Source organism: Stenotrophomonas sp. 2694 (assembly GCF_040548715.1).
GTDB lineage: Bacteria > Pseudomonadota > Gammaproteobacteria > Xanthomonadales > Xanthomonadaceae > Stenotrophomonas > Stenotrophomonas indicatrix.
On the sequence record NZ_JBEPSG010000007.1, the window covers coordinates 174,108 to 194,550 of the forward strand.

A 20,443-nucleotide genomic window follows, 5' to 3' on the forward strand; every position below is an offset into this window, starting at 1 on the left:
CGCCGGTCGGGGAAGTGGCCATGCCACTTCCCCGCCGCGTTGCTCTGCAGCGCTGGCCTAGAAGCTGTAACCGGCCTGCACATACACCCGGCGCGGCTCGCCCGGGAAATGGCCGTTGCGCTCGATGAATCCGCTGGCGGCATACACCTTGTCGAACAGGTTCTTGACGTTGGCCTGGAACTGCCACTGCTTCCACGTGGTTTTCCAGCTCATGTCGAACACGGTGTACGGCTTCACGCGCTGGCCATCCAGGCTGATGCGCTCATCCACGTAGTCGGCACCGAAGCCAATGGCCGAGTTGATCGCCGGCAGGTCGTAGCGCGTCCACAGCCCCAGCTTGTTGCGCGGTGCATTGGCGAAGCGATCGCCGGAGGCGTTGGTGATGCCATTGGGGCCTGCGTCTTTCACCCGCGCATCGTTGTATGCGTAGGTCAGGTTCAGCACCCAGCGCTCGGTCACGTCGGCCAACAGATCCATCTCCATGCCGGTGCTGCGCACCAGGCCCAGCGCCGCCAGTTGGTTCACACCATTGATGACCTCGCCAGTGGCCTGCACGATGTTGCTGCGGTCGATACGGTAGGCCGCCAGGTTCAGGCTCAGGCGCTCGGCAAGCAGCGATTTCATGCCCACTTCCCACTGCCTGCTGCGCTCGGCATCGAACGGGCCGCCCGCGGCGGAATTCTGGTTGGCCGCCGACTGCGGCACGAAGCCGCTGGCCACGTTGGCATACAGGTTCAGTCCATCGCGAACGGTGAACGTACTGCCCAGGCGCCAGCTGATGTCGTTGCCATCCACGCTGCTGCCGGCAAGGCGGTCGTCGTCCTTGAAACCGTCCCAGCGCAGGCCGGCCAGCACGTGCCAGCGCGGGGTCAGGGCCAGCTCGTCCTGCAGGTAACCGCCATAACGCCTGCTGCGCGTGCTGGTGCTGCGCCAGGGCAGGCTGGACAGGTTGTAATCGTGCCAGGTGCTGGCGCCATACACCGGATTGAACAGGTCGATGCCACGCACCGGGCCGGCGCCGCGCGCGAGGTCGGCGCTGTTGGCGGTCTGCGCGGTGAAGTCCGCATCCAGCTGGTATACGTCCGCACCGAACAGCACCTTGTGTTCCACCGGACCGGTGCTTACCCGCCACACCGCATTGGCGTTGGCGGTGAACGCCTCGTTGTCGCGGATCTGGTTGCGCAGCTGCCGGGTCATCCATTCGGCCACACCATCGCGGTCGCGGTCGATCAGGCCCATCGGCTCGTGGTACATCTGGTGTTCGTTGTTGCTGAACCAGCGCGCGGCAATATCCACGTCCAGGTTGTCGCGCGGCGCGAAACGGTACTGTGCCAGCGCCACCTTGGCCCGCATGTCCAGGAAGTCGCTGGCCTCGTTGTGGTTCCAGCGGCGGTCGGTCAGGAAATTGCCCCTGTCATCGACCGGAACACCGCGCAGGCGATTGCCGCCCAGGTTCTGGGCAATGTCGGTGAACTGCAGCACCAGCTCGCCGGTGTCGCCCACGTCGAAGGCCAGCGAGGCATCGCCGATCACGCTTTCACTGTCGGTGTTCCAGCGCACGCCCTGCTCGTTGTCGCCATACAGACCGGCGCGGTAGCGCACCGTGCCGGCTGCATTCAACGGCCCGGTACCTTCGATCGAGCCGGCGCGGAAATCCTTGTTTCCCATCTGCAGTTCAACGCGGCGTTCGGCAGTGGCTTTCGGCTTGCGGGTCACATAGTTGATGACGCCGCCAGCGTCGCCGCCCCCGTACAGCGCGCCGGCCGGTCCCTTCAGCACCTCCACCCGCTCGATGTTGAACAACTGCGGTACCGAGAATCCCGCATAAGGGTCGCCCCGCAGGCCGTCATACAGCACGTTCTCCTGGCGGAAACCACGCAGGGTCACCCCGGCATAGCTGAAGTAGCTGATGCCGCTGATGCTGCGATAGAGATCGGTCACCTGGCGTGCAGCCTGGTCGTCGATCAGCTCGCGCGGCAGTACCTGGATGGACTGCGGCACCAGTTCCAGCGATGTATCGGTGCGGGTGCCGACAGCCGCGTCATCCACCCGGTACAACGTCTGTGCGCGGCCCCGCACCTCCACCTTGTCCAGCTCCTGCACGCGGCTGGGCGGGGCGTCGGCGGCGTATCCGGGGGTGGCAAAAGCCAGTGTCGTCGCCAGGCACAGAATGCTGCGGCGGGGCAGGAAGTGGGGCATGGGCGTATCAGGCTTGTCTGCAAATGAGAAAGATTAGCATTTGCAATGATCGGGTGCCCATCCCCCGATTGCGTCATGGACGCGCGGACGGATCCGTATACGGCGTACCGGCCAACGCCACCAGCACGCCGGTGGCGCCGCGCACGATCAGCGGCACCATCGCCTGCCGCGGATCACCGCCGAACGACAGGGCGCGCAGCCCCTGTTCGTAGGCGGCCACCATCGACGCCATCAGCATCGTCGCGCCCAGTCGTGCGTCGGCGTCGCCGACGGGTCGCCCCGCTGACTCAGCCATCAACTGCGCCAGGTCATCGGTCAGCAGCGCCTGCAGCTGCCGCGCATGAGCCACCAGTACGGCGCTTTGGGCCACGGTTTTCCAGAACGACGCCGCACCGGCGTTGATCCGCAGCAGCGGATGGCCGGTGTCCAGCAGTTCCCGCACCAGTGCCTGGAAGGCGGCCAGCGGCGTCATCGACGTGCGCGCGGCCATGCCCTCGCGCAGCAACTGGCGCGCTTCCTCGTCACGGTCGAACACCAGCTGTTCCTTGCTGGCGAAGTAGTTGAACACCGTTTTGCGCGAAACCCCGGCGGCGTCGGCGATCTCGCTCATTGACACCGCCTCGAAGCCGCGCTCGATGATCAGCCGGGTGGCGACGTCGGAAATCGCCTGTCGGGTCTCGGCTTTGCGCTGCTCACGGCGGCCGGATGGGGGGGGCATGGGCGGGTCACTTGTGGAAAAGTACATCGAGTGTAACATTGAGGCCGCCAGAGTGCCGACCGGGTGCTCACGAGGATTGCCAATGCGGTACGACGTCGTCATTGCCGGGGCTGGCCCGGTGGGACTGCTGCTGGCCTGTGAACTGTGTCAGGCAGGAAGCGCGGTGCTGGTGCTGGAGCAGGCGGCCTCGCCGGATTCGCCGCTGAAGCGCCTGCCGTTCGGGCTGCGCGGTTTGAATGCCCCGACGCTGGAGGCGCTCGACCGGCGCGGTGTGCTGGACGCGGTGGCAGCCGGCCAGGTGCTGAAGCCGGAGAAAGGCCCGCCGCCGCCGGGAACCGCGCACTGGCTCTCGCAGCCACGCAAGCTGGGTGGTCACTTTGCGGGTATTCCGTTTGCACTGGACAATGTCGACAGCGGTCGCTGGCCGTGGCGCCTGCGCAGCCCGGTCGGCACGCAGATGGCGGTGGAACTGCAGGCGCTGGAGGCCGTGCTGGCCGAGCGCGCGCAGGCGCTGGGCGCAGTGATCCTGCGTGGTGCGGGCGTGCAGAGCGTGCGGATGGGGGCCGACGAGGTCCAGGTCGAGGCGGGCGGACAGGCCTTCCGCGGGCGCTGGCTGGTCGGCTGCGATGGAGGCCGCAGCACCGTGCGCAAGCAGTGTGGTTTCAGCTTTGCTGGTACCGATCCAGAGTTCACCGGCCACTCGCTCAGTGTTGAACTGGAAGATCCGACGGTACTCAGCCCGGGGCGTCACACCACCGCGCAGGGCATGTGCAACTTCAATCCGCCGGGCACGATCGCCCTGGCCGACTTCGACGGCGGCGCGGGCCACCGCCAGCCACTTGATCGCGAATCGGCACAGGCGCTGCTGCGCCGCATCTCCGGCCGCGAAGCAACGATCACCGCGCTGCATCTGGCCACCACCTGGACCGACGGCGCACGGCAGGCCACCGCCTATCGTCGTGGCCGCGTGCTGCTGGCCGGCGATGCCGCACATGTGCATTCGCCGCTGGGTGGGCAGGGTCTGAATCTGGGCCTGGGCGATGCGATGAACCTTGGCTGGAAGCTCGCCGCCGTCGTGCGCGGCGAGGCAGCTGATGCGCTGTTGGATACCTATCAGGCCGAACGCCATCCGTTCGGCGCTCGCGTGCTGGAGTGGTCGCGCGCGCAGGTCGCATTGATGCGCCCCAGCGCGGGCTCACGTGCACTGGCTGCCATCGTGGCCGATCTGGCAGAAACACGTGATGGCGCCACGTATCTCGCCGAGCGCGTGTGGGGTGTGGGCCAGCAGCTGGACCTCGGCCATACCCATCCGCTGGTGGGCCGCAGCACGCCCGATTTCCTGCTGGTCGATGGTCGCCGCATGGGTGAACTACTGCGGGCAGGGCAGGCGGTGCTGCTGGTGTTCGATGCTGCTGCCTCGTTGTACGAGGCGGTTGATGTTGAACGGGCCCGCATCCTGTCCATCGCGCAGCCCGCTGTCGATTCGCTGGGCCTGTCGGCGCTGCTGGTTCGCCCGGACGGCATTGTCGCCTGGGCCAGTGATGGCGCCGATGCGGCAGGACTGGCGCAGGCGGTACAGGAATGGACGGGCTCAGCTGGCAGGGAAGCGATTGCCTGAGTTCCGGCGCAGCCCGCGCAGGGCTGCGCCGCCGTCTTTCAGAGATCCTTCTTCTTGCCGCTCAGGTCCAGCGGCTGGCCACTGCCCTTGCGCTCGCTCGACCACACTTCAACGCTCTTGCTGCATCGGCTTTCGCGGGCGGCGACCTCAGGCGGCAGGTCCTTCACATGCGGCGACTCCTGGCAGGCTGCGTGCATGGCCGAATCGTCATAGGTGGCACAGGCGCTGATCGAAGCGAGAGCAAGGACACAGAGAGCGGAGCGGAGCAGGGGCTGCGGCAGGCGCATGGGGGGATCTCAAGAGGGCCGGTCTGGCCATCGAATTCAATCCGTGACCTGGCTCACGCGCAATCCGACTGGCAGCACTTGTTATTGAGTAACAATTGTGGGAGTGCTCAGAGGCGGGCGATTGTCAATCAGGCAATGCAGATCAGGAACACCGTCGACAGCGCGAGCATCAGCACGAACACGCGCCGGCTCAAGGCCAGGCAGGTCAGGCAGGCCGCCAACGCCCAGGCCGCCAGCAGTGCACATCCCAGCAGCCACAGCCCGACCGTCATCATCGAGCCGGCCGCTGCGGCAGACAGCGCAAAGACCTTGAACAGCGCCACGCCCAGCACGCTACCCAGCGCGCCGGCCCGCAGGGCAATCGCATCGTGGCAGGTGGGGGAAAGCTGGCGGTGCATGAGGACTGTGTCGCGCTTGGGGGGCTGGCGTGCGCAACTCTGCAACAACGCAGATCTACACCGCGTGTTCGTCGCACCGCCAGCGGGCAAATGCCGTGATGAGCTGACCACGGCATGTGCATGCTGCATGCCAGTGCTGCCCGGTCAGCGCGCCGGTTGGGAGGCCAGCATGTCGCGCCCGTGTGGGGTCAGATCGATATCCGCATCTTCCGCCTGCACCGCCAGGCCTTCCTTCACGGCCCACGTCGCCGCATCGCTTCCCACAGGGCGCGCATCGGCAATGGCGCGCAGGATGGTGAACTGTTCTTCAGTCAACGGCATGGTACGTCCTCATACGCCCAGCAGGGGCGGCAGTTGCCAGTCCGAAAGGCGCGCATTGCTGATGGCCTGATGGCAGCCACAGGCATCACAACGGAACAGCGTACCGCCCGGCAGGTGCAACAGGTTTGCATCCTGGGCGCAGGTGATTTCCGCACAATGACGGCATGACACGGTAAGCGAAATGATTCGCTCCACATCGCCGGAAATGTTGAACGCGGCCTCGAAGGCATGGATGGCGAAGTGGCCGGTGTCCGGCATGGTGTTCTCGGTTGCAGACAGATGTCTCCATCCTCGTTTTCCTACCGTGATGAGGCTGTCAGGCCAGCGCGGTGGCGAAGTCAACGAGGTCCGCTGCTACGCTTCAGGGCTGCGCATGCGGCTGGGATAGCATGCAGGTTGAATTTCCACTCGCCGCTGGCAACGGAGTAGCCCGCAATGGACATCGAACTGGACGGCAACCGCATCCACAGCGAGCGGGCATTCCACGAGACGCTGGCGCTCGCACTGGGTGTCGAGCGCGGTTATGGGAACAATCTCGACGCCCTCTGGGATCTGCTGAGTGCCAGCGTCGAGCGCCCGCTGCAGCTGACCTGGAGCGGCCATCAGGTTTCCAGAGAGGCGCTGGGGCCTCGCTTCCAGCAGATCGTCGACGTACTTGAGCGGGTGCAGCGCCAGGATGAGGCCATGGCACTGGGCGAACGCTTCAGCTATTGCCTGCGGTAGTTCGGTGTGCAGCTGCTGCCAGCGCGGTGCTACCTGTTGCCTCCAAGGCAACACCGTCGCCTGGGCGACGGCTGACGATCAGTGCGCAGTTCAGCGGCTGCCGGCGATGGCAACCCTGCGCTTCTCCAGCATCACCGACACGCACCACAGCAGCAGGCCGCCGACCGCCGTCGCCGCACCGACGTAACCGGTGGTGGCCGGGCTGAAGCCGGCGCTGATCGCCATGCCGCCCAGCCACGGGCCGAGCGCATTGGCGGTATTGAACGCCGCATGGTTGGAGGCGGCGGCCAGGGTCTGCGCCTCGCCCGCCACGTCCATCAGGCGCGTCTGCAGTACCGCAGCCAGGGCGCCCATCGTGCCCACGGTGATGATCATCGGGCCGATGGTCCACACCGATTCGGCGGCCAGCGGGTACAGCAGCAGCATCACGATCGACCACACCAGCACCACGGCGGCGGCCTTGAAGTGGAATTTGTCGACCAGCCAGCCGCCGGCGATGTTGCCGATGATCGCGCCGATGCCGAATACGCCCACCGCCAGCGGCATCCACGACTCGGCCACGCCGGTCACCTGCACCAGGGTCGGCGCCAAGTAGGTGAACACGCAGAACATGCCGGCAAAGCCCACCGCACCGATCGACAGCGCCAGCCAAACCTGGGTGGTGTTGAATGCGCGCAGCTCGCGCATCGGCGAGGTCCGCACCTCATCCGGATCGGGCAGCAGGAAGCGCGCGATCATCGCCACTGTGGCGATGGCCAGCACGCTGACCAGGGCGAAGGCGGTACGCCAGCTCAGCTGCTGGCCCAGCCAGGTTGTCAGCGGATTGCCGATCAGGATCGCCACCGACAGCCCCAACAGCACGCGCGACATCGCTTGCCCGCGCTGGCCGGCCGGGCTGATCGCTGCGGCCACCAGCATCGCCACGCCGAAGTAGGCACCATGCGGCAGGCCAGCGACGAAGCGCGCCACCAGCATCGTGCCGTAGTTCGGGGCCAATGCGCTGGCCAGATTGCCGACGGCATAGAACCCCATCAACGCCAGCAGCAGCTTGCGGCGCGGGAAGCTGGCGCCGACGAAGGCCAGGATCGGTGCGCCCACCACCACGCCGATGGCGTATGCGCTGATCAGGTGGCCGACCTGCGTCTCGCTGATGGACAGGCCGCGGCTGATCTCCAGCATCAGGCCCATGCTGGCGAATTCACTGGTGCCGATGGCGAAGCCGCCCAACGACAGGGCGAGGATGATCAGGGTACGCTGGCGCGGCGTCAGCCGAGCGGCCAGAGGGGAGTTGGGGCTCATTCGGGGGCGCAAAGGGGCGGGGGAAGCGCCCCATTGTACTGCTGCACCGCAACAGGCATCAGCCGGGCTGGGGGTAAATCAGTGTTCGATGGGTGGTGCTGCCGGCGTGGCCGGCTGGCCAAGCGCCGCCAAGGCCCGTCGGTATTTGTCACGCAGGCGCTCGGCGGTGGCGGCATCCAGCGATGCCAGCCGCGCTTCATCGGCATTGTCGGCGATGTCGGCCAGCTTGACCTTCAGTGCCAGCGGATCCGCCGAAATTCGTGCGTAGTACGTGTCGGCATCCGCCGCAGACGTCCGGCTCAGCAGCCGGACCGCGTCCTGCAACGGGGCGGGAAAGGCCTGCACCTGCCCAGCGAAGGCCGGGCAGTCCTCGATCACATCATGCAGCCAGGCCACCGCCTCTGCTTCATCATCGCCGCGCACGGCAGCGGCCACCCGGCCAACGTGGCCGATGTAGGGGTGCCCTGCCTTGTCGACCTGGCCGGCATGGGCCTCCAGCGCCAGCATGCGTGCACGTGCTACCCAGTCCATTGCGATCTCCCCGGTGCAAGCGTGTATTGTCGTACGGACTGTCTGCATGCCGCCACCACGGCCGTGCAGGCATCATCGGACGCTGCAGGAATGGCATCTGGATTCCATCAGGGAGATGAGACATGCAGGAATACACCCATCAGCTGGAACTACGCGGCCGCTTCCGTCTGGTAGCGGTGACCCACGAGCCGGTGTACGCTCCCGGCGATGTGGTCGGCCATGCGGTCATCGTCGACGGTGGGGAACGTCTGACCGACCTGATGTCGTTGGCCGATGCGCGCCGGTACCTTGAGGAACTGGTGCGGGAAGAGGGCGTGGAGCCCGGGCTGGAGAATGAAGTCAACCTGCGGAGGAAGGCGTCGCAGCGACGCCGCCGCTAAGCCGTCGCGCCCTCGGGCGCATCATGGAGGATTCGGGTGTTGTCCAGTAAGAAGTATCTGCTCATCGCCATCATCACGCTGGCGACCCTGCTGCTTGGGTTCGTGCTTTCCGGTTACCTGACGCTGCTGCTGCTTGGTCTGGATACCAAGCTGCTCACCTGGAATACCTATTACCAGTATTTCCACGTCCTCGGCCAGCCGCAGGTTGCCCCGTTCGTGGGCAAGATCAAATGGGCCGGCTACCTCGGCTTCGGCCTGCCGCTGCTGGTGCTGGCCATCGTCGGCCTGGTCGTGCTGCTGAAGAAGGACAAGCGCTCGCTGCACGGTGACGCGCGCTTTGCCACCAGCGCCGATCTGGCCAAGCATGGCATGTTCAAGAAGAGCGGCCAGAGCATCGTGGTCGGCAGCCATGGCGGCAAGCTGGTGCGGCTGGACGGCCAGCAATTCGTGATCCTGGCGGCCCCGACCCGTTCGGGCAAGGGCGTCGGCGTGGTCATCCCGAACCTGCTGGAGTACGGCGAATCGCTGGTGGTGCTGGACATCAAGCAGGAAAACTTCGACCTGACCAGTGGTTGGCGCGCCAGCCAGGGGCAGGAGATCTACCTGTTCAACCCCTTCGCCGAAGATCGCCGCACCCATCGCTGGAACCCGCTCAGCTATGTCTCCGACGACCCGGCGTTCCGAGTCTCGGACCTGATGAGCATCGGTGCGATGCTGTATCCGGATGGCTCGGAAGACCAGAAGTTCTGGATCAGCCAGGCGCGCAATGCCTTCATAGCCTTCACCCTGTACCTGTTCGAGAACTGGGATGACGAGCGCAGCAGCGGCTTCCCGGGCGGGCAGGGCACGCCGACCCTGGGTGCGGTCTACCGCCTGTCCTCCGGCGATGGCAGCGACCTGAAGAAGTTCCTCAAGGGCCTGTCCGAGCGCCCATTCCTCAGCAGCAACGCGCGCTCGGCATTCGCCAACATGCTGTCCCAGGCCGACGAGACCTTCGCCTCGATCCTGGGTACCTTCAAGGAACCGCTGAACCCCTGGATCAATCCGGTCCTGGACAAGGCCACCAGCACCAACGACTTCCTGCTCACCGACGTGCGCAAGAAGAAGATGACCATCTACATCGGCATCCAGCCCAACAAGCTGGCCGAAAGCCGATTGATCATCAACCTGTTCTTCAGCCAGTTGATCAACCTCAACACCAAGGAACTGCCCAAGTCCAATCCGGACCTGAAGTACCAGTGCCTGCTGTTGATGGACGAATTCACCTCGATCGGCAAGGTCGAAATCATCGCCTCCGCGGTGTCCTACATGGCCGGTTACAACGTGCGCCTGCTGCCGATCATCCAGAGCATGTCGCAGCTGGATGCCACCTATGGCCGCGAAGTCTCGCGCACCATCATCACCAACCATGCGCTGCAGATCCTGTACGCCCCGCGCGAACAGCAGGATGCCAACGACTATTCGGACATGCTGGGCTACACCACCATCCGCAAGAAGAACGTCACCCACGCACGTGAAAAGACCCATAGCTTCACCGAGGAGCGTCGCGCGCTGATGCTGCCGCAGGAGCTCAAGGCGATGGGACCGGACAAGGAAGTCTTCCTGTACGAAGGCATCCCGCATCCGGTCAAGTGCGACAAGATTCGCTATTACAAGGATCGCTATTTCACGTCACGTCTACTGCCAAAGGTTGACGTGCCGATGCTGGATGTCTAAGTTGCAGACTTGAAAGTGTGACGCATGCACGCATTCATTGAGGTGAATTAGTGAAGTGCGTCAAAGAAACGCCATACGTTGGTCAAAATTCAGATTTGTCTGACATCGAATTGACGCGTAGTTGTGCGACTCTATGCGTGGCTTGCGGATCTGTGTGATTCGTCATGCTTTCAGAGTGGCCAGGAGTTTCAGCCATGGGAACAGGGATGGTTCCGACGTTGGTGAGGGTGCGTGAGAGGGGCCTCGGATGAGGTTGCTTCACGCGACTTGGTTGGCAGCTTTCGAGCTGCAGGGGAACCGTGCCCATGTGCTGTTAAGCAGTGCATTCGTTACGTTTCCGGCGTGCATCGCGCAGTGCCGGACGACCAAGGGACCAACATCGGGACTGCTTTTTCGTACGTCAAAGTGAAGCCCGTATGAATCAGGCGTTTATTGCAAAAATGTCCATCGCCGCAGTGGCGGCGTTGATGGTGGCCGGTTGTGCTACCAAGCCCGCACCCGACTTTGGAGGGCGTTGGAAGCCGGTCAACCGTTTCGCGACGGCTCCGACCGAGATTCCGCTGTACTCCAGCTACGTCTATCAGGCGTCGCCAATGGATCGCACGCTGAAGGCCATGCTCGAGCGCTGGGCCAAGGATTCCGGCCGCACGCTGGACTATCGCCTCAGTTCGGATTTCACCCTGTATGGCGCGGTGTCGGAGATCGACACCACCAACGCACAGCAGGCCGTGATCGATCTCACGGCGGCCTATGCGGCGCAGGGCGTTTCCGTCTCCATCGTCGGCAACCAGATCGTCGTGCAGAGCGCTGGATCGACGCCGACCGCGTCGGCCCAGGATCCCGAAGCCAGCAGCGGCAGCTGAGACCGCGTCGAAATCATCGAACGTGCCGCACCCCGCGCCTGGCGCAGGGGCGTCGCGCCCATTGATGTTTCAGCAGTACGGAAGAACCCATGTTCCGCAAGAAGGATGCAGGCAACAGCCCCAAGGTCGAGCAGTCGGTCGCCAAGGCGGTCAGCTACGAGATCACCGTGGCCGACATGGCCCGGCGCAGCGAGCGTCGTGCCTGGTGGGTCGCCACCGGTTCGTTGCTGATGTCGCTGGCTCTGGCCGGTGGCTACTACTACATGCTGCCGTTGAAGGAGAAGGTGCCGTTCCTGGTGATGGCTGATGCCTATACCGGTACGGCGACGGTGGCGCGCCTGACCGGCAATTTCGAAGGGCAGTCGATCACCGCGAGCGATGCGATCAATCGCAGCAACGTAGCCCAGTACGTCATGGCGCGCGAATCCTACGATTTCGCTGTCATGGGCCTGCGCGACTGGGCGCTGGTGCACGTCATGTCCGACACGCGCACCAGTGCCGCCATCCGTGCCTTCTATTCCCCGAACAACCCACAGAGCCCGGTGACCCTGTATGGCAAGGATCGTGCCATCCGGGTGAAGATTCTCAGCATTACGCCGTTGGAGGCTCAGGTTAACGGTGGTTTCCGCGGGGCCTCGGTACGAATCCAGCGCAGCGTCTACGACAAGAACAAGGCGACGACGTCCTACCTGGACAATCAGTTGATCACGTTGCGGTTCCGCTATGACTCGAATCTGGCGCTGAACGAGCAGCAGCGCATTCTCAATCCTTTGGGCATGCAGGTCTTCGAGTATCGCCGCGACAATGATTACTCGCGCGGTGTGCCGGGTCCGGATGATGCGCAGTTGCAGCAGCAGGCAGAACAGCAGGCCACGCAAGCACAACAAGGCGTGTATGACCCGAACAACCCGGCAGCGGCCACCATGATCGACCCGGCAACGGGGCAGCCGCTCGCCGTGCCGGGCGATGTCCAGATCACCCCGCCGATGGTCGGCCAGTCGATGCAAGGACAGCCTATGCAAGGACAGCCCGTGCAGGGGCAGCCCGTGCAGCAGCCGATGCAGGGCCAAGCCGCGCCAGGGCAGACCATGCCCGGTCAACCGGCCATGAGGCCGGTACAGAATAATTCCACCGGAAATGCTGATGGAGCAAGCAACCGATGAGTAGTCGAAAAGTCAGGGGGAGCGCATTGGCGCTGCTGTCGTTGTTGTCGCTGGTGTTCTCCACCGCGGCGATGGCGCAGGCGGTAGACCATTACGAGTATGAGAAGGATCGCATCTATCCGGTTCGCACCGGCCTGGGTCTCACTACCCAGATCGAGCTGAGCCCGAGCGAGAAGATCCTCGACTACAGCACTGGTTTCAGCAACGGCTGGGAGTTGACCCGCCGCGAGAATGTGTTCTACATCAAGCCGAAGAACGTCGACGTCGATACCAACATGATGGTTCGCACTGAGACTCATTCCTACATCTTCGAATTGAAGGTCGTGGCGACAGACTGGCGTCAGCTCGAGCAGGCCCGTCGCGCCGGCGTGCAGTACAAGATCGCCTTCAGCTATCCCAACGACACCGTATTCGGTGTTGCCCAGGAGGCCGTTGAGGAAGAGGCGCAGCCGCTGTTGAGCACTGAAATGGCCAAGGACAGGCAGTACAACTTCAACTACTCCTATTCGACCAGCAAGGCGAAGAAAATGGGGTGGCTGATTCCGGTCAACGCCTACGACGACGGTCGTTTCACGTACCTGAAGCTGCCGAATTCACCTGAATACAAAACCGGCATCTTCCCCGCCGTGTTCGGCCGTGAGAAGGAATACGGCGAGGACTTCGTCGTCAACACCACTGTCGAAGGCAATACCTTGATCGTCCACGGGACTTACCCGTACCTGGTCATCCGCCACGGCGATTACGTCGTTGGTCTGCGAAGGAACGTGAAGAAATGAGCCAGCAGAACACTCCCGGAAACGATCCGAACAACGGGCGCGACGAAGGGCATGGCCCCTACGGTGGTCAGGGTCCGGCCGAAACGCCAACGAACCCGTACTTCGGTGCTCAGCAGGCAGAAGCGGCGCCCAATCTCGATGCTGCTGCACCTCAGTTGCGCTCGGCTGAAGAGCAGCGCCTGAACCGCAAGGCGCTGATGTTCCTTGGCGGGATTGTGGTGCTGCTCGTTGCCATGGGCTTCCTGCTGTTCCGCAAGGGTCAGGACGACAAGAGCGCCACGACAGGCAACCGCCAGGAATCCCGTGTTTCCACGCCGGATCTGCCGACGGTTGGGCCGGCTGCCAGCGCGCCGGCGCCCATTGCACCTGCCGATCCGATTCCGATGTTGCCGCCTGCGCCGCAGCCGGATATTCCGATGGTCAGTCTGCAGGACGCCGACCGAGCGCGCTTGCGGCAGAGCGAGGAACCACGTGGGCCATCGCTGCTCGATCGTCGTATCGGCAGCAGCGCCGGATTTAATGCAGGCGATTCTGCTGGCAAGCCGCCAGGACAGGGGACCGACTACAGTCAGGCAATGATTGCTGCAATGCAGGCGGCCAATCCGCAGGCCCAACAGCAGCAGAAGGTACGCCGCGGCCCGGATGTGGAAGATGTCTCGAATGCCGCGTTCATCCGCAGTCCGGATGCTTTGCTGGTTCGTGGTACTTACCTGCGTTGCGTGTTGGAAACCCGGATCATCACCGACATCGCGGGTTATACCTCCTGCCTGGTGACCGAGCCGGTGTACTCGATCAATGGGCGCAACCTGCTGTTGCCGAAGGGGTCGAAGATCTACGGCGCATACGGTGGTGGCCCGAATGGCAAGCGCGTGGAAGTCATCTGGGACCGAATCACTACCCCCAATGGCATCGACGTGGCCATGTCCAGTCCCGGCGTCGATCAGTTGGGTGGTGCCGGTCATCCGGGCCAGTACAGCGCACATTGGGGAAGTCGCATCGCCTCGGCGTTGATGATCAGCCTCATCGCCGATGCCTTCAAGTACGCCGCTGCAGAGCACGGTCCGGAGTCGACGACCGTCGCAAGCAATGGGTTTGCTGTCCGCTCGCCCTATGAAAGTGCTACGGCGCGGACCATGGAGCGATTGGCCAACGAGGCTCTCAGCGAAGGCCGTCGTCAGCCGACCGTAACGATCAACCAAGGCACGATTGTGAATGTCTACGTCGCCAAGGACGTCGACTTCGCCAATGTGCTGAACCCGCGCAGGTAACCCATACGACCATGGACGCCGAAGTGTCACCCCTCGCCCTCGTCTCCAGCGATTTCCTGCGCTATCAGTACGAAGTGCTGGGCATCGCCGAGTACATGAACTCGCCCGATGTAACGGAAATCTGCATCAACCGTCCGGGTGAGCTGTACCTGGAGACGCGGGCAGGGTGGCAGCGCATGGACGTGCCGAGTCTGACATTCGAGCGGGCGCGGCAGTTCTGCACCGCTGTGGTCAACGAGAGCAACACGGGCCAGCGGATCACCGATGCCGATCCGGTGGTCTCGCTGACCTTTCCGACCGGCCAGCGTGCGCAGTTCGTGATTCCACCGGCATGTGATGCCGGCAAGGTGTCAATCACGATTCGCCTGCCTTCCAAGCACACCAAATCGCTTACGCAGTACCACGAGGATGGTTTCTTCAACCAGATTCTCGAACAGGATGGCAGCATCAGCGAGCAGGATCGCGAACTGCTGGAACTGCGCCACTCCCGCGAGTACGCGGAGTTCTTCCGCCGTGCGGTGATGTATCGCAAGAACATCGTCGTCTCCGGCGCGACCGGTAGCGGCAAGACCACCTTCATGAAGGCGCTGGTCAATCACATTCCGGACAGCGAGCGCCTAGTCACGATCGAGGACGCACGCGAACTGTTCCTGACTCAGCCCAACGTGGTGCATCTTTTGTATTCAAAAGGTGGGCAAAGCGCCAGCAACGTGACGGCCAAGAGCTGCATGGAAGCCTGCCTGCGCATGAAACCCGAGCGCATCATCCTCGCCGAGCTGCGTGGTGACGAGGCGTTCTATTTCATCCGTAACTGCGCCTCGGGCCACCCCGGTTCCATCACCAGCTGTCACGCAGGCAGCCCGGAGCAGACTTGGGATCAGTTGGCGCTGATGGTGAAGGCCTCGACCGAAGGCTCAGGTCTTGAATTTAACGTCATCAAGCGTCTGCTGATGATGACCATCGACATCGTTGTGCATATCAAGGCGCATGCAGGTGCGCGCTATATCACCGGCATCGATTTCAATCCTGGGCGCGCCCAGGGGCAGGAGGGTTGAGCGATGTTGCCAGGACTGGAAATGATGGCGTGCCCGGAGATGGCCGTCTCCATGGACGTAATGCAGCACGTCATCAATGTTGAATCGTCTCGTAACCCCTACGCCATCGGCGTGGTTGGTGGAGCGCTTGTCCGCCAACCCAAGGGGCTGGACGAGGCATTGGCCACCGTGCGCATGCTTGAGGAGAAGGGCTACAACTTCTCCATCGGGCTGGCCCAGGTCAATCGCTACAATCTTGGCAAGTATGGTCTGGACTCCTATGAGAAGGCGTTCCAGCAGTGTCCAAACCTGCAGGCCGGCTCCCGCATTCTTGCAGAGTGCTACAAGCGCTCGGGTAAGGACTGGGGCAAGTCCTTCAGTTGCTACTACTCGGGCAACTTTGAAACGGGATTCCGCCACGGCTACGTGCAGAAGGTCTTTGATTCGATGCGCCGTGGGCAGCAGGTCGCAAGCAATGGCGCGCTACCCATCGACGTGGTTGACCGTGGTGAGCGGCGAACCGTCAAGGTCGAGCACCATCCGCAGATGGCTTCCCCCGCTCAAGCCCGCATCGTAGCTCAGGCCGATGGCCCGATTTATGTTCCGTCCAACGATCCAGCGCGAGCGTATACCGTCTATCCCTCTGCGGGCGCGATGGCGCGTGGAAGTCTCGTGAATCTTGCCGATCAGGCGTTGTCGAGGGTTGTTCTGGGCTCTGTGGATCGGATGATGCAGCCGCAGTCGCAGCCAGATGGAAGCTATGCGCAACAGGCGCCGCAGGGCGCTGCGGGGCAGCGCGGACAGCCGATGATGCCGCAGCAGCTGCCTGGCGTCGCTGCCGGTGGTGGCGAGAGCCCAGTGATGTTGCAGCCTTGGGGGCAGCAGGGCGAATCGGCGTCCCCCAACAACATGTACAACGCGCCGGTGCAGCCCGTGCCGGCTCAACAGATTCCCCCTGGGGATGCGGCCTTCGTGTTCTGACGAAGTCGTGGTGCGACCAGTCCCCCGGCTGGTCGATTCAGTTGTGTTAGTCCATCAACAAGGAAATCAATCCATGAAGCGATTCAATCTCGACCTCGTCCAGGCCCAGCGCACGCTGAAGTCCATGCTGATGGCCACCCTCTTCGTCGGCGCAGTATTCGCTCCGCAGGTGTTTGCGTCGGGCCCGACCGACTTCGGTGGCACCGATGAGCGCGTTTGCGGCTTCTTTGCCAACATCAACGGCCTGCTGAACATTGCTTCGATCGCCGTGGTGACGATTGCCGTTATCTTTGCTGGCTACCAGATCGCCTTCGCCCACAAGCGCATCGCCGATGTCGCGCCGATCCTCATCGGTGGCGTGCTGATCGGTGCTGCCGGCCAGATCGCCCGGATGCTGCTGGGTGAAGGCAGTGATGGCAACTGCTCGGGCAGCTCGGCTGCCGTCATCAACAACGTGCTGCAGTACTACAGTGCATAAGAACGTCCTGTTCCGCGGCTGCACTCGCCCTGCGATGTTTCTGGGCGTTCCCTACCTGCCATTCTTCATGGTGGCAGGTGGGTTGCTGCTGTTGAGCGTCTATACCAATTTCTGGTTCCTGCTCGCCATTCCAGTCGCGATTTTCATCATGCGACAGATGGCCAAGCGGGATGAGCTGATTTTCCGCCTGCTGGGCCTGCGTCTACTCTTCAAGTTCAAGGCGCGCAACCTGCAGGACCACGATGGAATGTGGGTGTTCAGCCCGAACCACTACCGGAAGAAAGCCGCCCGCACGGATTGACGGGCATCGGCAGGCGGGTGCCCGCTCCCGCCTGCCACTTTGTAGTTCCCTGGCGCACTTTTTGGAAGCAGTCGCATGTTCTCTCCAGATACCTCCATCAGCGAGTTCGTTCCTCTCTCGTCACACGTGGCACCGAACGTGGTCAAAACCACGGGCGGGGACTATCTGTTGACGTGGTACCTGGAAGGCCTGCCGTTCGTCGGTCGCGAGGAGTGGGAGCTGGAGCACCGGCACAATACCTTCAACCGCCTGTTGCAGACCCTGCGTGCACCAGATTTCGTCAATGTGGCCTTCTGGGTGCACGACATCCGTCGCCGACGCACGCTCAAGGGCAGCAGTCGTTACAACCAGCGCTTCAACCAGGACGTGTCCGATCAGTACATGGGCATGCTGTCATCGCAGCGCATTATGCAGAACGAGCTTTACCTGACGATGATCTATCGTCCAGTCGTGGCCGGTAAGCGCTTCGTCGAAAAGTCGGCCAGCATCGACAAGCTGCAGGGGGAACAGGATCAGGCGGTGGAAAAGCTCCTTGAGCTGGCCGGCAACGTTGAAGCAGTCATCCGCGATTACGCGCCGTACCGCCTGGGCATGTATGAAGCCAAGAATGGTGTCGTGTTCTCCGAGACGCTGGAGCTGTTCGGCTACCTGATCAACAGGGTCGACGAGCCGGTGCCGGTGCTGTCCGCCCCGGTGAAGGACTATCTTCCGATCAGTCGCCATATGTTTTCGGCGAAAACCGGTGACTTCGTCATCAATACTCCAAATGGTGTCAATCATTTTGGTGCCATCCTCAACATCAAGGAGTATGCAGAGGGTACATACCCCGGCATTCTCAATGGTTTGAAGTATCTGGACTACGAATACGTCATCACTCATTCATTCAGTCCGATGGGGCGACAAGACGCGCTGAAGGTGCTGGATCGCACCAAGGGCATGATGATTTCGTCGGGTGACAAAGCTGTCAGTCAGATCGCCGAGCTTGACTACGCGATGGATCAGCTGTCTTCGGGCAACTTCGTGTTGGGTGAGTATCATTTCATCATGGCCGTGTACGGCGACAGTCAGGCGAAGCTGTCTCAGAACGTCGCCACGACGCGCGCTGAACTGTCCAACGCCGGTTTCGTGTCGACCAAGGAAGATCTGGCTGTCACCTCGTCGTTCTACTCGCAGATTCCGGCCAACTGGCGCTTCCGTACGCGCCTGGCCAACGTCAGCTCGCTGAACTTCCTGGGTCTGTCGCCGCTGCACAATTTCGCCACCGGCAAACAGCACAACAACCCGTGGGGCGATTGCGTTACCACCCTGCAAACCACCAACGGTCAGCCGTACTACTTTAACTTCCATGCGACCCACCCGTCGGAAAATTCGCTGGGCGAGAAGGCGATTGCCAATACCATGGTGATTGGTAAGTCGGGTACCGGTAAGACGGCATTGATCAACTTCCTGCTGAGTCAGGTACAGAAGTACGAGCCGTCGCCGACCATTTTCTTCTTCGACAAGGATCGCGGTGCTGAGATCTTCGTGCGCGCTTGTGGTGGCAATTACTTGGCCTTGGAGAACGGTGCGCCGACAGGCTTCAATCCTTTCCAGTGCGAAAACAACGAAAGCAACGTGCAGTTCCTGGCCGACCTGATCAAGGTGCTGGCCGGCAAGCGCGAGTACAGCGCCCGCGAGGAAGAGGACATCTACCGGGCAGTGGAAAGCATGCTCGACACGCCGATGCACCTGCGCAGCATGACCAATTTCCAGAAGAGCCTGCCCAACATGGGCGACGACGGCCTTTACGCGCGCATGCGCCGCTGGACGTCGGGAAATTCGCTGGGTTGGGTGTTCGACAATCCGGTCGATACGGTGGACCTGAGCAAGGCCAACATCATCGGCTTTGACTACACCGACATCATCGACAATCCCGAAGTACGTGTGCCGGTCATCAACTACCTGCTGCATCGCTTGGAATCGCTGATCGATGGTCGCCCGCTGATCTACGTGATGGACGAATTCTGGAAGATCCTGGATGGCGAGGGTGGGCTGAAGGAATTCGCCAAGAACAAGCAGAAGACCATCCGTAAGCAGAACGGCCTCGGCATCTTCGCGACGCAGAGCCCGGAGGATGCGCTGAAGAGCGACATCTCCGCAGCGCTGATCGAGCAGACCGCGACGCTGATCCTGTTGCCCAACCCGAACGCCAGCAAGAGCGACTACATGGACGGCCTGAAGCTGACCGAGGCCGAATTCAAAGTGGTCACTGCGCTGGACGAGCGCTCGCGATGCTTCCTGGTCAAACAGGGCCATGCGTCCAGCGTGTGTCAGCTCAACCTGCGGGGCATGGATGACATCCTGTCGGTCATCTCCGCATCGACCGATAACATCGAGGTCATGCATCGCGTCCTGCAGACCGCCGCAGTGCGTGCACGGGTCACCGTCGACGAGCTGACCCCGGACCAGTGGCTGGACACCTTCTACAAGAATCGAAAGGGCTCGGGAAAGCGGGCCGATAAGGACGAGGAGGCGGCATGAAGACCATCACCGATCTGCACAAGGAAAATGCCATGGCAAATGAAACCCGACAGAGCGCGCCGCGTCGCCGGCGCTTGGCGCCGATCTTTGCCGCCATGCTGACCTTGGGTACAACGTTCAGTACCGGCACCCATCAGGCGCAGGCGATGACTGTTTATGACCCTGCGAACTGGATCATGAACTTCCTGCAGGAATACAAGTCCGCTGGCGAGTACCTCACCGAGGCCGGGCGCTGGTCGGAAACCGCCGCGCAGTACATGAAGACGGTGGACAACTGGATCTCCAGGCTGCAGAACTGGTACCAGATCATCGCTTCACCCCTGATGCCGCCCACGCCTGTGCTTACCCGGATTCCCGAGAACTGGAACGTCGCCGAGAAATGCGGAGGCGGTTCGATGGTCAGTCAGGAAGGCCTGATGTCGTTGCTGGGTGTCAGCCCGGGTGGCGACATCGGTGCGCAGCAGCGCTCCATCTGTGCCTACATCCAGGTACTTGAGAACAAAAAGTACAACGAAACCGTCGACGTGGTGACCAAGTCGATGCCCGCCATGGAGCAGATGCTGGGGCAGCTTCGGAACATCCGCAACGCGTTTCGCAACGAGGGTGCCTTGCAGGAGGATATTTCCAACAATACGGCCAGCCAGCTTGCGATGGACAAGGCGTTCAAGGAATGGGAAACCAAGATCAAGGTGTACGACCAGCAGATTGCCGCCCTCCAGGGGCGCCAGCGCAACCTGACCGAGCGCGCACTGAAAGGCGAAAGCAACCCGCTCGGCACCGTGATCAAGGCAGCCGCGCTGAAAGCAGCTCTCTCCAAGTGAACCACGTGCGTAAAGCACTCCAGCAGGGCCCCGATACGGGGCGGGTGA

22 protein-coding genes are annotated in these 20,443 nt (G+C 62.6%); 14 read left to right on the forward strand and 8 right to left on the reverse strand.

Features of this window, described 5'->3' with window-relative positions; all coding sequences use genetic code 11:
• Positions 1-57 precede the first annotated feature (57 nt).
• Positions 58-2,199 carry a TonB-dependent siderophore receptor gene (locus ABIA73_RS11250; protein ID WP_354275813.1) on the reverse strand — a complete coding sequence of 714 codons (2,142 nt, stop codon included), beginning with the start codon at positions 2,197-2,199 and terminating at the stop codon, positions 58-60.
• A gap of 73 nt (positions 2,200-2,272) precedes the next feature.
• Positions 2,273-2,917 (reverse strand): TetR/AcrR family transcriptional regulator, encoded by a 645-nt coding sequence (locus ABIA73_RS11255; RefSeq protein ID WP_313281613.1) that lies wholly within the window; start codon positions 2,915-2,917, stop codon positions 2,273-2,275.
• Positions 2,918-2,999: 82 nt separating this feature from the next.
• On the opposite strand from ABIA73_RS11255, the gene ABIA73_RS11260 reads away from it, so the two are divergent.
• Entirely contained in the window at positions 3,000-4,535 is a 1,536-nt protein-coding gene (locus ABIA73_RS11260; RefSeq protein WP_354275814.1) for an FAD-dependent monooxygenase, read from the forward strand.
• A gap of 38 nt (positions 4,536-4,573) precedes the next feature.
• On the opposite strand, the gene ABIA73_RS11265 is transcribed toward ABIA73_RS11260, so the two are convergent.
• The 4 genes from ABIA73_RS11265 to ABIA73_RS11280 form a co-directional block, all read right to left on the reverse strand.
• Positions 4,574-4,822 carry a hypothetical protein gene (locus tag ABIA73_RS11265; RefSeq protein WP_354275815.1) on the reverse strand — a complete coding sequence of 83 codons (249 nt, stop codon included), beginning with the start codon at positions 4,820-4,822 and terminating at the stop codon, positions 4,574-4,576.
• Positions 4,823-4,950: 128 nt separating this feature from the next.
• A complete protein-coding gene (locus ABIA73_RS11270; RefSeq protein ID WP_025878728.1) occupies positions 4,951-5,220 on the reverse strand; it encodes a hypothetical protein in 270 nt (89 codons plus the stop codon).
• Between the two features lie 144 nt (positions 5,221-5,364).
• Positions 5,365-5,541: a hypothetical protein gene (locus ABIA73_RS11275; RefSeq protein WP_165780900.1), complete on the reverse strand. Its 177-nt coding sequence runs from the start codon at positions 5,539-5,541 to the stop codon at positions 5,365-5,367.
• Between the two features lie 9 nt (positions 5,542-5,550).
• Complete coding sequence (locus ABIA73_RS11280; RefSeq protein WP_025878727.1) at positions 5,551-5,799, reverse strand: hypothetical protein; 249 nt, start codon at positions 5,797-5,799, stop codon at positions 5,551-5,553.
• 177 nt (positions 5,800-5,976) lie between these two features.
• Between ABIA73_RS11280 and ABIA73_RS11285 the strand changes: the two genes are divergently transcribed.
• Positions 5,977-6,264, forward strand: coding sequence for a barstar family protein (locus ABIA73_RS11285; RefSeq protein ID WP_088100230.1), 288 nt, complete (start codon positions 5,977-5,979; stop codon positions 6,262-6,264).
• 90 nt (positions 6,265-6,354) lie between these two features.
• Here ABIA73_RS11285 and ABIA73_RS11290 read toward each other — a convergent pair whose 3' ends face one another.
• Both ABIA73_RS11290 and ABIA73_RS11295 read right to left on the reverse strand, forming a co-directional pair.
• Positions 6,355-7,563: an MFS transporter gene (locus tag ABIA73_RS11290; RefSeq protein WP_033831433.1), complete on the reverse strand. Its 1,209-nt coding sequence runs from the start codon at positions 7,561-7,563 to the stop codon at positions 6,355-6,357.
• Positions 7,564-7,641: 78 nt separating this feature from the next.
• On the reverse strand, positions 7,642-8,094 hold the full coding sequence (locus ABIA73_RS11295) for a phosphohydrolase (RefSeq protein ID WP_301864659.1): 453 nt from the start codon (positions 8,092-8,094) through the stop codon (positions 7,642-7,644).
• A gap of 122 nt (positions 8,095-8,216) precedes the next feature.
• On the opposite strand from ABIA73_RS11295, the gene ABIA73_RS11300 reads away from it, so the two are divergent.
• The 12 genes from ABIA73_RS11300 (at position 8,217) to ABIA73_RS11355 (ending at position 20,395) form a co-directional block, all read left to right on the forward strand.
• Positions 8,217-8,474, forward strand: coding sequence for a hypothetical protein (locus tag ABIA73_RS11300; RefSeq protein ID WP_025878723.1), 258 nt, complete (start codon positions 8,217-8,219; stop codon positions 8,472-8,474).
• 36 nt (positions 8,475-8,510) lie between these two features.
• Positions 8,511-10,190 carry a type IV secretory system conjugative DNA transfer family protein gene (locus ABIA73_RS11305; RefSeq protein ID WP_218787698.1) on the forward strand — a complete coding sequence of 560 codons (1,680 nt, stop codon included), beginning with the start codon at positions 8,511-8,513 and terminating at the stop codon, positions 10,188-10,190.
• Between the two features lie 416 nt (positions 10,191-10,606).
• Positions 10,607-11,053: a hypothetical protein gene (locus ABIA73_RS11310; RefSeq protein ID WP_025878721.1), complete on the forward strand. Its 447-nt coding sequence runs from the start codon at positions 10,607-10,609 to the stop codon at positions 11,051-11,053.
• An 89-nt stretch (positions 11,054-11,142) separates the two neighbouring features.
• A complete protein-coding gene (locus tag ABIA73_RS11315) occupies positions 11,143-12,216 on the forward strand; it encodes a VirB8 family type IV secretion system protein (RefSeq protein ID WP_025878720.1) in 1,074 nt (357 codons plus the stop codon).
• Entirely contained in the window at positions 12,213-12,992 is a 780-nt protein-coding gene (locus ABIA73_RS11320) for a TrbG/VirB9 family P-type conjugative transfer protein (RefSeq protein ID WP_025878719.1), read from the forward strand. The genes ABIA73_RS11315 and ABIA73_RS11320 overlap by 4 nt, the downstream gene beginning before the upstream one ends.
• Positions 12,989-14,260, forward strand: a complete 1,272-nt coding sequence (locus ABIA73_RS11325) for a TrbI/VirB10 family protein (protein WP_025878718.1) — start codon at positions 12,989-12,991, stop codon at positions 14,258-14,260. The genes ABIA73_RS11320 and ABIA73_RS11325 overlap by 4 nt, the downstream gene beginning before the upstream one ends.
• An 11-nt stretch (positions 14,261-14,271) precedes the next feature.
• Positions 14,272-15,315, forward strand: coding sequence for a P-type DNA transfer ATPase VirB11 (virB11, locus tag ABIA73_RS11330; RefSeq protein WP_025878717.1), 1,044 nt, complete (start codon positions 14,272-14,274; stop codon positions 15,313-15,315).
• A gap of 3 nt (positions 15,316-15,318) precedes the next feature.
• Positions 15,319-16,275: a lytic transglycosylase domain-containing protein gene (locus ABIA73_RS11335; RefSeq protein WP_080148514.1), complete on the forward strand. Its 957-nt coding sequence runs from the start codon at positions 15,319-15,321 to the stop codon at positions 16,273-16,275.
• A gap of 73 nt (positions 16,276-16,348) precedes the next feature.
• Positions 16,349-16,753: a TrbC/VirB2 family protein gene (locus ABIA73_RS11340; protein ID WP_025878715.1), complete on the forward strand. Its 405-nt coding sequence runs from the start codon at positions 16,349-16,351 to the stop codon at positions 16,751-16,753.
• On the forward strand, positions 16,746-17,054 hold the full coding sequence (locus tag ABIA73_RS11345) for a VirB3 family type IV secretion system protein (RefSeq protein WP_025878714.1): 309 nt from the start codon (positions 16,746-16,748) through the stop codon (positions 17,052-17,054). The genes ABIA73_RS11340 and ABIA73_RS11345 overlap by 8 nt, the downstream gene beginning before the upstream one ends.
• 75 nt (positions 17,055-17,129) lie before the next feature.
• Positions 17,130-19,574 carry a VirB4 family type IV secretion/conjugal transfer ATPase gene (locus ABIA73_RS11350; RefSeq protein ID WP_080148515.1) on the forward strand — a complete coding sequence of 815 codons (2,445 nt, stop codon included), beginning with the start codon at positions 17,130-17,132 and terminating at the stop codon, positions 19,572-19,574.
• Positions 19,571-20,395: a TrbJ/VirB5 family protein gene (locus ABIA73_RS11355; RefSeq protein ID WP_025878712.1), complete on the forward strand. Its 825-nt coding sequence runs from the start codon at positions 19,571-19,573 to the stop codon at positions 20,393-20,395. Before ABIA73_RS11350 ends, ABIA73_RS11355 begins: the two co-directional genes overlap by 4 nt.
• Positions 20,396-20,443 lie beyond the last annotated feature (48 nt).